The following is a 12,215-nucleotide window of genomic DNA, read 5'->3' as shown; positions in this document are numbered from 1 at the left end:
TCCGTGGCGACGCCCTGGTCAGCGTCCCCGTACGGGGCTCAGAAGGTGAGCTTGACGCTGTTGAAGGTGCCGGTGTCGCCCGAGTAGACGTCCTGGACCCTGAGGTTCCACGTGCCGTTGGCCGTCTCGGACGACGCGTTGACCGTGTAGGTCGCCACCACGTCGTTCGCGGAGTCGCTCGACGAGGAGTTCTTCAGGCGGTAGGCCGTGCCGTCCGGGGCGACCAGGTCGAGGACGAGGTCACCGCGGTAGGTGTGGCTGATGTTCACCGCCACCGACAGGTCGCTGGGCGCCTTGCCGGAGACTCCGCTGACGACGACGGGGAAGCTGGCGGTGCTCCGGTCGGCGATGGCCTTGACGGTCGTGTTCTGGAAGACCGTGCCGCCCGGGTCGGGGTCGGTGCCGCCGCCGGGACGGGAGCCCACGTTGATGGCGGCCCAGGCGTTGGCGACTCCGGCGTACTCGGCGCTCGTGGTGCCGTACAGCTCACCGGCCACGGCGAGGGTGCCGGTGCGGGCCGCGGCGTAGTTCGTGGTGGAGGTGAACTTCGTGGTGAGCGCCTTGAACCAGATCTGCAGCGCCTTGTCCCGGCCGATGCCGGTCACCGGGAGCCCGTCGGACGTCGGGGAGTCGTACGAGACACCGTTGACGGTCTTGGCGCCGCTGCCCTCGGAGAGCAGGTAGAAGAAGTGGTTGGCCGGCCCCGAGGAGTAGTGGACGTCGACCCCGCCGAGGCCGGAGTACCAGGAGTCCTTGGACGCGCCGTCCTTGCTCGGCTTGTCCATGTAACGCAGGGGCGTACCGTCGCCGTTGATGTCGATCTTCTCGCCGACCATGTAGTCGCCCGGGTCCTCGGCGGTGTCCGAGTAGAACTCGACGCCCGCCGCGAAGATGTCCGAGGTGGCCTCGTTGAGACCGCCCGACTCACCGCTGTAGTTCAGCCCGGCCGTGTTGGAGGTGACGCCGTGCGTCATCTCGTGTGCCGCCACGTCGAGCGAGGTGAGCGGCGCGGCGTTGCCGCTGCCGTCGCCGTACGTCATGCAGAAGCAGCTGTCGGACCAGAAGGCGTTCACGTAGCTGTTGCCGTAGTGGACGCGGGAGTACGCGCCGACGCCGTCGCCCTTGATGCCGGTTCGGCCCATGACGTTCTTGTAGAAGTCCCAGGTCTCCGCGGCGCCGTAGTGCGCGTCGGCCGCCGCCGTCTCGGCGTTGGACGGGCTGCCGTTGCCCCAGACGTCGTCGGTGCCGGAGAAGAGCGTCCCGGTGCCCGAGGTACCCCGGTTCAGGTTGTACGTCTTGTGGTTGCCGCGCGCGGAGTCGGTCAGGTTGTACGAGCTGCCCGAGCCCGAGGTGCCCAGCGTGACCGTGCCGCTGTACTGCGTGTTGCCGGTGCCGTTCTCGATGGCCTGCCACTCGTAGAGCTTCGCGCCGGAGGAGGCGTCGGTGATGACGTGCAGCTCGTTCGGGGTGCCGTCGTGCTGGAGGCCGCCGACCACGGTCTCGTAGGCGAGCTGCGGGGTCCCGCTCGCCGCCCAGACGACCTTGCGCGGGGCCTTGCTCGCCTCGGTGCTCTTCGATCCGTCGGCCCGGGCCGCGGTGATCGCCTGCTTCTCGGCGGCGGCCGGTGCGACGTCCGCGGTGGTGCCGACCGCCTTGAGCTGCGCGCCGGTCGCCCTGGACGCCTTGCTGACGCCCTCGGTCGTGCCGGACTTCGACTCGGCCACGACCAGGTCGCCGCCGAGGACGGGGAGGCCGCCGAGCGTGCGCTCGTAGCGGGTGTGCGTGGTGCCGTCGACGTCCTTGACGACATCGCGGACGACGAGCTTCTCCGTGGCGCCGAGACCGAGCTCCTCGGCGGTGGCCGCCTTGGTGGAGTTGGCCTCGCGGAGCAGTTCGGCGCGCTGGGCGGGGGAGAGCTTCGCGGGGAGCGCGCCGGGGTCGGCGCCCTTCACCGCGGCCGCCGGGGCGGCGCTCGCGGCTTCGGGGGCGGCCGTTGCGGCACCGCCCTGCATTCCGACGGCGAGGAGGGCTGCTGCTGCGATCAGAGCGCCGGTCGCGGTGGCACGACGGCTGGGCGTGGGTCTCACGCGGACTCCTTCTGCGAGGGGGAGCCGGTCGACTGGGTGAGCCGGCCGGGCAGAGCAGGCGGTGCGTGGAACGGGGGAAGAGTGTCAGCCGGAACAGGGGTATGTCAGGACCGCGTCAACACATTGGCCGGAAGTCGTCCGTTGCCGGAATGGTCATGTTCGTTAAGCGGACGTTTCGCCGTGTGTCGTCTGTGTGGCGCAGGAGGTTGCTGGGATCGTCATCCGCCGTACATCGCAGGGCAGAGAGGGGTTTCCGTCGGTAGCCTCCGGACCCGGCGCGTGCGGGCGGAAGCGGACGGGACCACGGGCTGAGACGGCGTGAGGGTATGGCCGGTTCCGGGCCGGAGCGGGAGAGTGGCCCGGTGCGTGCAGCATGGGGCCGGGCGTGGCAGGCCGGCCGGCGGGCGCCGCGAGCCCCCGGGCCGGGGAGGCACGGCCGGGGCGCGGCGCGGCGCCGTCGTCGTCGAAGCCCTCAGGCCAGGCTCTCCCGCCACGCGCGGTGCAGGCCCGCGAACCGCCCCGTACCGCCGATGAGTTCGGCCGGTGAGCCGTCCTCCACGATCCGGCCGTGCTCCATCACCAGGACCCGGTCCGCGATCTCCACGGTCGACAGGCGGTGCGCGATCACGACCGCCGTGCGGCCGTGCAGGACCGTGTCCATCGCACGCTGCACCGCCCGCTCACCGGGGATGTCCAGCGAACTCGTGGCCTCGTCGAGGATCAGCACCGCCGGGTCCGCGAGCAGCGCCCGCGCGAAGGCCACCAACTGGCGCTGGCCTGCGGAGATCCGGCCTCCCCGCTTACGGACATCCGTGTCGTACCCGTCGGGCAGGGAGCTGATGAAGTCGTGCGCCCCGATGGCCTTGGCCGCGTGCTCGATCTCCTCCGGTGTCGCCTCCGGGCGGCCGATCGCGATGTTCTCCGCGATGGTCCCGGAGAACAGGAACGCCTCCTGGGTCACCATCACCACGCCCCGCCGCAGCTCGGCCGTCGCCAGCTCGCGCAGATCGGCGCCGTCCAGGAGGACCCGGCCCTCCGTCGGGTCGTAGAAGCGCGCCAGCAGCTTGGCCAGCGTCGACTTGCCCGCACCCGTCGAACCGACCACGGCCACGGTCTGGCCGGCGGGCAGGGTCAGATCGAAGCGCGGCAGGACCTCGCCGCCCGTGCGGTAGGCGAACCGCACCCCCTCGAAGACGACCTCCCGGCCCGGGTGCTCGCCGGCGAGGGCCGGCAGCGCCTTCGGGGCCACGGGCTCGGGCACCGAGGGTGTCTGCGCCAGCAGACCCGCGATCTTCTCCAGCGAAGCCGCCGCCGACTGGTAGGAGTTGAGGAACATCGCGAGCCGGTCGATCGGGTCGTACAGCCGCCGCAGATAGAGCACCGCGGCGGCCAGCACACCGAGCGCCAGCGTGTCCGACGCCACCCGGTGGGCGCCCCAGAGCACCATCGCCGCCACCGCCGTGTTGGCGACGAGCCGGGAGCCCACGACGTAACGGGCCATCTCCAGCAGCGCGTCGCCGTTCCGCCGCTCGTGACGGCGGTTGAACACCGCGAAGTCCTCGTCGTTGGCGCGCTCCCTGCGGAACGCCTGCACCGGGCGGATCCCGTTCATCGTCTCGGCGAACTTCACGATGACCGCCGCGATCGCCGACGAACGCGCCGAGTACGCCTTGGCCGCCCGGCGCCGGTAGGTGCGCACCAGCAGGTACAGCGGGGCGAAGGACGCCACGGCGATGGCGCCGATGCCGAGGTCGAGCCAGAGCAGCATCAGGGAGATCGAGACGAACGACAGGATTACGCCGATGAGCTCCTGGAGGCCCTCGCTCAGCAGCTCCCGGAGGGACTCCACGTCCGTGGTCGAGCGGGAGATCAGCCGGCCCGAGGTGTAGCGCTCGTGGAAGTCCACACTCAGCGCCTGCGCGTGCCGGAAGATCCGGCCGCGCAGATCGAGCAGCACGTCCTGGTTGATCCGGGCGGCCGCCCGGATGAAGGCGTACTGGAGCAGTCCCGCACCGACCGAGCACACCGCGTACCCGATGCCCACGGCGGCCAACGGGCCGTAGTCGTGGTCGCGGAACGCGGGCACACCGCTGTCGATGGCGTACGCGACGAGCAGCGGCCCCGCCTGCACGGCGGCCTGCTGGACGAGCAGCAGGAGGGAGGCCACGAGCACCCTGGCCCGAAGCGGTGCGAGCAGGGAGGTCAGCAGCGCCCGGGTGGCGCCCGGGGGAGCGGGCAGGGCGTCGGCGTCGAACGCGTCCCCGTCGCCCCCGGCGGGACCGGGTTCCCTCCCGGGAAGGTCCTCGTCGGCGAGGGCGGGGCCGTCGGCAGTCGTACTGGTCATCGGGTGCTGCCCTCCTCGGGGACGAGAACACCGGTGTTCCGGTCGCCGGACATCAGCCAGGCGTACTCGGCGTTGGTGCGCAGGAGTTCCTGATGGGTACCCACGGCGCTGATCCGGCCCTCGGACAGCAGGGCCACCCGGTCCGCCAGCATCACCGTGGACGGCCGGTGGGCGACGACCACGGCCGTCGTCTCCTCCAGCACCCGCCGCAGCGCCGCCTCCACCAGCGTCTCCGTATGGACGTCCAGGGCGGAGAGCGGGTCGTCGAGCACCAGGAAGCGTGGCCGGCCGACCACGGCGCGGGCCAGCGCGAGGCGCTGACGCTGACCGCCGGAGAGGCTCAGCCCCTGCTCGCCGACCTGGGTGTCGACGCCCTGCGGCAGCTCGTGCACGAAGTCGGCCTGCGCGACCGACAGGGCCCGGTGCAACTCCTGTTCGCCCGCGCCCTCCGCGCCCATCAGTACGTTCTCCCCGACGGTCGCCGAGAAGAGGGTGGGTTCCTCGAAGGCCACCGACACCAGCTCGCGCAGCCGGGGCCGCTCGATGGCCGCGATGTCCTCGCCGTCCAGCAGGATGCGGCCGGCGGTGACCTCGTGCAGCCGGGGGACGAGAGCGGTCAGGGTCGTCTTCCCGGAGCCCGTGGCGCCCACCAGGGCCATCGTCTCGCCGGGCCGGATCCGGAGGTCGATGCGGGCCAGGACCGGCGGTGAACCGGGCTCGGCGTCGGGGTAGCGGAACTCCACGCCTTCGAAGACCATGCCCTCACCGGCCTTCCGGGACGCCTCCCCCGGGGCCCCGGACTCCGGCTCCTCCGCGACGTCCATGACCTCGAAGTAGCGGTCGGCTGCCGTCGCCGACTCCTGGCTCATCGCCAGCAGGAAGCCGATCGACTCGACCGGCCAGCGCAGCGCCAGGGCCGTCGACAGGAACGCGACGAGGGTGCCCGCGGACAGACTGCCGTCCGCGACCTCGATCGTGCCGAGCACCAGCGCCGCACCGATCGCCAGCTCCGGGATGGCCGTGATGAGCGCCCAGATCCCCGCGAGCAGCCGGGCCTTGCCCAGCTCGGTGGTGCGCAGCCGCCGCGCGAGCGCCCGGAAGGCCAGCGCCTGGCTGCGGTTGCGGCCGAAGCCCTTGACGATCCGGATGCCCAGCACGCTCTCCTCGACGACCGTCGTCAGATCGCCGACCTGGTCCTGGGCCTTGCGCGCCACCAGGGCGTACTTCGTCTCGAAGAGCGAGCACAGGACCATCAGCGGGACGGCCGGCGCGAGCAGCACCAGCCCCAGTGACCACTCCTGGGCGAACAGGATGACGAAACCGACCAGAATCGTCGTGGCGTTGACCAGCAGGAACGTCAGCGGGAAGGCCAGGAACATCCGCAGCAGCATCAGGTCCGTCGTGCCGCGCGAAAGCAGCTGCCCCGAGGGCCAGCGGTCGTGGAACGCCACCGGCAGCCGCTGGAGATGGCGGTAGAGGTCGGCACGCATCGACGCCTCGACGCCGGCCAGCGGCCGGGCCACGAGCCACCGGCGGAGCCCGAAGAGCCCGGCCTCGACGATCCCCAGCAGCAGCAGCCAGAACGCCCCCAGCCATACGCCGCCCGGGTCGCGGTCCGCGACGGGACCGTCCACCATCCACTTCAGGACCAGCGGGATCACCAGTGCGAGACAGGACGCGAGAACCGCGACGAGCGCCGCGCTGATCCAGCGCGCACGCACCGGTCTGACATAGGGCCACAGGCGCAGGAGGGAGCGCACGGCGGACCGGTCCGTGGGCTCTGCAAGTGTTTCGGGCATCAGGACCGACCCTATGGTTCACCACTGACATCCCTCACGTGGTTTTCCGGTCACACGCCGCTGGTCGCAGTGACCGGTCAACCGATCGGCTGATGCCGTACGGGCGTGACGGCGGATACCGGCGCCGCCCGCCCGCCGGAATTCTTACGGACATGGCAATCATCGAAGTACACGGGGTGCACAAGGCCTACGGCGGCCGCCCCGCGGTCGACGGGGTGGGCTTCACCGTCGACGAGGGGGAGATCTTCGGGATCCTCGGCCCCAACGGGGCCGGCAAGACCACCACCGTCGAATGCGTCGAGGGACTGCGGATCCCCGACTCCGGCAGCGTCCGCGTCGCCGGACTCGACCCCGCCGTGGACCGCCGGGCCGTCACCCGGCTGCTGGGCGCGCAGCTCCAGGAGAGCGAGCTCCAGCCCAAACTGACCGTGCGCGAGGCGCTGGAGCTCTACAGCGCCTTCTATCCGCGCCCCGCCGATCCCCTGGCGCTCGCTGCGCGGCTCGGTCTCGACGACCACCTCGACCGCCGGTTCGCCAAGCTGTCCGGCGGCCAGAAGCAGCGCCTGTTCATCGCGCTGGCCCTCATCGGGAACCCGCGCGTGGTCGTGCTGGACGAACTGACCACCGGCCTCGACCCCCGGGCCCGCCGGGACACCTGGCGGCTCATCGAGGAGATCCGGGACAGCGGGGTGACGGTCCTGCTGGTCACCCACTTCATGGAGGAGGCCCAGCGGCTCTGCGACCGGGTCGCGGTGATCGACAAGGGCCGCGTCGTGGCGCTCGACACTCCCGGCGGGCTGATCGGCGGCGCCGCGGGATCGACGGCCATCTCCTTCACACCCTCGGAGCCGATCGCGTACGCCGAACTCGAGGCGCTGCCGGGCGCCGTCTCCGTGGACGTGACCGATCCCGGCGGCCGGGTCGTCATCCACGGCACGGACGACACCGCCAACGCCGTGATCACGCTGCTCGCCCGCCACCACGTCACCGCCCGGCAGCTGCGCGTCGTCGAGGCCGGCCTGGACGACGTATTCCTCGACCTCACGGAACAGGCCTCATGACCATGACCACGACCGTCACCACGACCGCCTCCCGCCCCACCCCGCTCGCCGCCGTCCTCAGGACGGAGACCCGGCTCTTCCTGCGTGAACCCGGCAGCCTGTTCTGGATCCTCGTCTTCCCGACGGCCCTGATGACGATCCTCGGCCTGATCCCGTCGTTCCGGGAGGCCGACGACACCCTCGGCGGCCGCAGCGTCATCGACCTGTACGTACCTGTGGCCGTCCTGCTGGCGATGATCATGGCCGGTCTGCAGGCCATGCCGCCGGTCCTCACCGGCTATCGCGAACGCGGCATCCTGCGCCGGATGTCGGCCACCCCGGTGCGCCCCTCGGCCCTGCTCGCCGCGCAGATCGTGCTGCACGGCGCGGCCTCACTGGGCTCGGCGGTACTGGTCATGGCCGTCGGACGGACCGCCTTCGGCGTGCGGCTGCCCGGGCAGGTGCCCGGCTACCTGCTGGCACTCCTCCTCGCCGTCGCGTGCGTCCTGGCCCTGGGCGCGACCATCTGCGCACTGTCCCGGACGTCCAAGGCCGCGACCGCCGTCGGTTCGGTGGCCTACCTGCTGATGATGTTCACCGCCGGGGTCTGGGTGCCCGTCCAGACCATGCCGGACCTGCTGCGCCGGATCGTCGAGCTCACCCCGTTCGGTGCCGCCTCCCAGGCCATGGACCAGGCGGCCTCGGGGAACTGGCCCGGCTGGACGCATCTGCTGGTCATGGCCCTGTGGACCGCCGTGCTGGGCAAGGTGGCAACGCGTCTGTTCCGTTGGGAGTGACCGGCGAGGAGACTGACGGCATGACGAAAGCGCGTACGCCGCCGCTGCGGAGCGGGGTGGCCGGGAGGACCACGGTCGAGCAGAGGTGGGAGCAGTTCTACCGGTACGGGCCCTACGCGGTCCTCACCCTGGCCACCCTCGTCTCGGCCGTCGCCGCCGACCTGCTCATGACCCGTGGCGAGATGTACGTGACCGGGGCGCTGGTCGCGGCGGCGTACGGGCTCCAGGCCGTATGGGGCTGGGCTCGCCCGCGTACCGCGCCGGCAGCGCCGGCCGCAGTGGCCTACTACGCTCTGCGGACCGTCCTGGCCTTCGCCTTGTCATGGCTCAACCCGTTTTTCGCGATCTACGCGGCCCTCGGCTACTTCGACGTCGAGCCTCTCCTGCCCAAGCGCGCCATCCGCATCGGGCTGCTCACCACCGCCGCCACCCTGGCCGGCTCACAGAGCGGAGGGCTGCCGCCAGCCTCTCTGATGAACTGGTTCGCCTTCGGCGCACTGTACGTCATCAACACCGCTCTCGCCCTTTTCTTCTGGTACGTCGGGATGCGTGAGGAGGAGAAGGCCCGGATCCAGGCCGAGACCATCGTCGAGCTGGAGCGCACCAACACCCGGCTGGAACAGGCCCTCGCCGAGAACGCGACCCTGCACGCCCAACTCCTGCTCCAGGCTAGGGAGGCGGGGGTCGCCGACGAGCGGCGCAGGCTCGCCGCCGAGATCCACGACACCCTCGCGCAGGGCCTGACCGGGATCATCGCCCAGCTCCAGGCCGGCACCTCCACCCACAGACCCCGCCCGGGCCCGTGAGCACCTCGACCGCGCGTCGGGGCTCGCCCGCCACAGTCTCGGGGAGGCGCGCCGCTCGGTGCGCAACCTGGTGCCCACCGCGCTGGAGGACGACGACCTGCCCGGGGCGCTGAAGAAGACGGTCACCGGCTGGGCCGAACGTGCCGGCATACGCGCGGAGTTCACCGTCACCGGCACTGTCGAACCGCTGCACGACGAGGTCGGGGCCACACTGCTCCGCATCGCGGAGGAGGCCCTCGCCAACGCCGCCCGGCACGCCGGGGCGACCCGGGTGGGCGTCACCCTCTCCTACATGGGCGACGAGATCACCCTGGACATACGCGACGACGGCTGCGGCTTCGACCCGACTGCCCTGCCCCCGCACAGCGGCACGGGCGGATTCGGCCTCGGCGGGATGCGGGCCCGCGCCGGGCGGATCGCGGGCACCGTCGAGGTGGAGACGGAGCCCGGCCTGGGCACCGCCGTCTCCGCCCGGGTACCGCTGGTCCGGCGCCCCACGACCGATAATCTGGAGCCGATATGAACGAGGCCACCGGAACCACACGCGTCATCACCCTCGTGCTCGTCGACGACCACCCCGTCGTACGGGACGGCCTGAGCGGCATGTTCGCCTCGGCCCCCGGCTTCGAGGTGCTCGGCGAGGCCGCCGACGGAGTGGCCGCCGTCGAGCTCGCCACCCGCCTGGACCCCGACGTCGTCCTCATGGACCTGCGGATGCCGGGCGGCGGAGGTGTGGCCGCCATCGCCGAGCTCGCCCGGCTCGGCGCCCGCTCCAAGGTGCTCGTCCTCACCACGTACGACACCGACTCCGACACCCTGCCCGCCATCGAGGCGGGCGCGACCGGCTACCTCCTCAAGGACGCGCCCCGCGACGAGCTGTTCACCGCCGTACGCGCCGCCGCCGACGGCCGCACCGTGCTGTCGCCGGCCGTCGCCTCCCGGCTCGTCTCACGGGTGCGCGCCCCGGGCGGACCCGGTCAGGAGTCGCTGTCCACGCGTGAGCGCGAGGTGCTCCGGCTCGTCGCCAAGGGCACTTCGAACCGGGAGATCGCCGCCGAGCTGTTCATCAGCGAGGCGACCGTGAAGACCCACCTCACCCATGTCTTCGCCAAGCTGGGCGCGAAGGACCGCGCGGCGGCCGTCGCCGTCGCCTACGAGCGCGGCATCCTCGGCTGATACCTGCCCGGCCCCTCACTCCGCCACCCGCAGCAGCAGCACCGACCTGCCCTCCACCCTGAGTTCCGTGCCGCCCCGGTGGAGCGTGCCGGGGCCTGTGGCCTGCTCCTCGCGCGAGGTGTCCAGCACCAGTTCGTAGGCCTGGGCCCAGGGCGGGCCGGGCAGCCGGAACGCGCAGGGCCGGTGGTCCGCGTGCAGGACCGCCAGGAAGCTGTCGTCGGTGATCTGCTCGCCTCGGGCGTCCCGGCCCGGGATGTCGCGCCCGGAGAGGTAGAGCCCGAGCGTCGCGGCCGGTGCGTACCAGTCGCCCTCCGTCATCTCCGTGCCCTGCGCGGTGAACCAGGCCAGGTCCCGCAGGCCGTCCGGGGCCTGCGGCGTACCCGCGAAGAAGGCGCGGCGGCGCAGCACCGGATGGCGGTGGCGCAGGGCCAGGACCCGGGCGGTCAGCTCGGTCAGCTCCCGCCAGCGGGGCTCCTCCAGGAGCGACCAGTCCAGCCAGCTGACCTCGTTGTCCTGGCAGTAGGCGTTGTTGTTCCCGCCCTGCGTCCGTCCCATCTCGTCGCCCGCCACCAGCATCGGCACCCCGGTCGACAGGAGCAGCGTGGTCAGGAGGTTGCGCAGCTGCCGCAGGCGCAGGGCGTCGACCTCCGGATCGCCGGTCTCGCCCTCGGCGCCGCAGTTCCAGGCGCGGTTGTCGTTCGTGCCGTCCCGGTTGCCCTCGCCGTTGGCCTCGTTGTGTTTGTTCTCGTAGCTGACCAGGTCGCGCAGGGTGAAACCGTCGTGCGCGGTGACGAAGTTGACCGAGGCGTACGGCCGTCTGCCGCCCCAGGCGTACAGGTCGCTCGACCCGGTGAGCCGGTAGCCGATGTCGCGTACGTCGGGCAGGGCGCCGCGCCAGAAGTCGCGTACGGCGTCGCGGTAGCGGTCGTTCCACTCCGTCCACAGCGGGGGGAACGCGCCCACCTGGTAGCCGCCGTTGCCGACGTCCCAGGGTTCGGCGATCAGCTTGACCCGGCGCAGCACCGGGTCCTGGGCGATCACCGCGAGGAACGGGGAGAGCATGTCCACGTCGTGCATCGAGCGGGCGAGCGCCGCTGCCAGGTCGAAGCGGAAGCCGTCGACGCCCATCTCCGTCACCCAGTAGCGGAGCGAGTCCGTGATCAGCCGGAGGACCTGCGGCTGCACCACGTGCAGGGTGTTCCCGCAGCCGGTGTAGTCCGCGTAGCGGCGGGCGTCCTGCTGGAGGCGGTAGTAGCCGCGGTTGTCGATGCCGCGCAGGGACAGCATCGGGCCGAGTTCGCCGGCCTCCGCCGTGTGGTTGTAGACGACGTCGAGGATCACCTCGATCCCGGCGTCGTGCAGGGCGCGCACCATCTGCTTGAATTCGCCGACCTGCTGTCCCGCCGTGCCGCTCGCCGCGTAGTCCGCGTGCGGGGCGAAGTAGCCGATCGAGTTGTAGCCCCAGTAGTTGTGCAGTCCGCGCCGCAGCAGATGGTCCTCGTGGGCGAACTGGTGGACCGGGAGGAGTTCGACGGCGGTCACACCGAGGCGGCGGAGGTGTCCGATCGCGGCGGGATGCGCGAGTCCGGCGTAGGTGCCGCGCAGCTCGGGCGGGATGTCCGGGTGGAGCCGGGTGAAACCGCGTACGTGCAGTTCGTAGATGACCGTGTCCGCCCACGGGGTCTTGGGCCTGCGGTCCTCCGCCCAGTCGTCGTCGTCATGCACGACGACGGACTTGGGGACGTACGGCGCGGAGTCCCGGTCGTCGCGCACGGTGTCGGCGACGTGCTGCTCTGGCCAGTCCCTCACATGGCCGTACACCTCGGGCGGCAGGGTGAACGATCCGTCCACCGCACGGGCGTACGGATCGAGGAGCAGCTTCGCCGCGTTCCAGCGGGCGCCGGTCCAGGGGTCCCAGCGGCCGTGCACCCGGTAGCCGTAGCGCTGTCCCGCGCCGACGCCGGGAACGAAGCCGTGCCAGATCTCATGCGTCAGCTCGGTCAGCGGGAGACGGGTCTCGGCGCCCCGCTCGTCGAAGAGGCAGAGCTCGACGGCCTCGGCGCCGCCCGCCCAGAGGGCGAAGTTGGTGCCCGCCACACCGTCCGGACCGACCCGGAAGCGTGCTCCCAACGGCATCGGGGCACCCGGCCATACGGGTGGTTCGTC

At 71.6% G+C, this 12,215-nt stretch carries 7 protein-coding genes and 1 pseudogene; 4 read left to right on the top strand and 4 right to left on the bottom strand.

Annotated elements, in window-relative coordinates; translation table 11 throughout:
• Positions 1-38 precede the first annotated feature (38 nt).
• The 3 genes from AB0P41_RS16885 to AB0P41_RS16875 form a co-directional block, all read right to left on the bottom strand.
• Complete coding sequence (locus tag AB0P41_RS16885; RefSeq protein WP_356711470.1) at positions 39-2,087, bottom strand: M4 family metallopeptidase; 2,049 nt, start codon at positions 2,085-2,087, stop codon at positions 39-41.
• Between the two features lie 472 nt (positions 2,088-2,559).
• Positions 2,560-4,431: an ABC transporter ATP-binding protein gene (locus AB0P41_RS16880; RefSeq protein WP_356711468.1), complete on the bottom strand. Its 1,872-nt coding sequence runs from the start codon at positions 4,429-4,431 to the stop codon at positions 2,560-2,562.
• Entirely contained in the window at positions 4,428-6,230 is a 1,803-nt protein-coding gene (locus AB0P41_RS16875; protein WP_356711466.1) for an ABC transporter ATP-binding protein, read from the bottom strand. The genes AB0P41_RS16880 and AB0P41_RS16875 overlap by 4 nt, the downstream gene beginning before the upstream one ends.
• Positions 6,231-6,382: 152 nt before the next feature.
• Between AB0P41_RS16875 and AB0P41_RS16870 the strand changes: the two genes are divergently transcribed.
• The 4 genes and pseudogenes from AB0P41_RS16870 to AB0P41_RS16855 all read left to right on the top strand — a co-directional run bounded on the left by AB0P41_RS16870 (position 6,383) and on the right by AB0P41_RS16855 (position 10,049).
• Positions 6,383-7,291, top strand: a complete 909-nt coding sequence (locus AB0P41_RS16870; protein WP_356711464.1) for an ABC transporter ATP-binding protein — start codon at positions 6,383-6,385, stop codon at positions 7,289-7,291.
• Positions 7,292-7,293: 2 nt separating this feature from the next.
• A complete protein-coding gene (locus tag AB0P41_RS16865) occupies positions 7,294-8,067 on the top strand; it encodes an ABC transporter permease (protein ID WP_356711797.1) in 774 nt (257 codons plus the stop codon).
• A 20-nt stretch (positions 8,068-8,087) separates the two neighbouring features.
• Positions 8,088-9,396 (top strand): annotated as a pseudogene (locus tag AB0P41_RS16860) (sensor histidine kinase).
• The gene (locus AB0P41_RS16855; RefSeq protein WP_356711460.1) at positions 9,393-10,049 is read left to right on the top strand and encodes a response regulator transcription factor; all 657 of its coding nucleotides are present in this window, start codon (positions 9,393-9,395) and stop codon (positions 10,047-10,049) included. The pseudogene AB0P41_RS16860 and the gene AB0P41_RS16855 overlap by 4 nt, the downstream one beginning before the upstream one ends.
• Positions 10,050-10,064: 15 nt before the next feature.
• On the opposite strand, the gene glgX is transcribed toward AB0P41_RS16855, so the two are convergent.
• Positions 10,065-12,185 (bottom strand): glycogen debranching protein GlgX, encoded by a 2,121-nt coding sequence (glgX, locus tag AB0P41_RS16850; RefSeq protein WP_356711795.1) that lies wholly within the window; start codon positions 12,183-12,185, stop codon positions 10,065-10,067.
• Positions 12,186-12,215 lie beyond the last annotated feature (30 nt).

It is taken from the genome of Streptomyces sp. NPDC079167 (assembly GCF_040686735.1).
In the GTDB taxonomy this organism is placed as follows: Bacteria; Actinomycetota; Actinomycetes; order Streptomycetales; family Streptomycetaceae; genus Streptomyces.
Note: the sequence above shows the minus strand (reverse complement) of the source record. Positions and strands in the feature narration are given on the sequence as shown.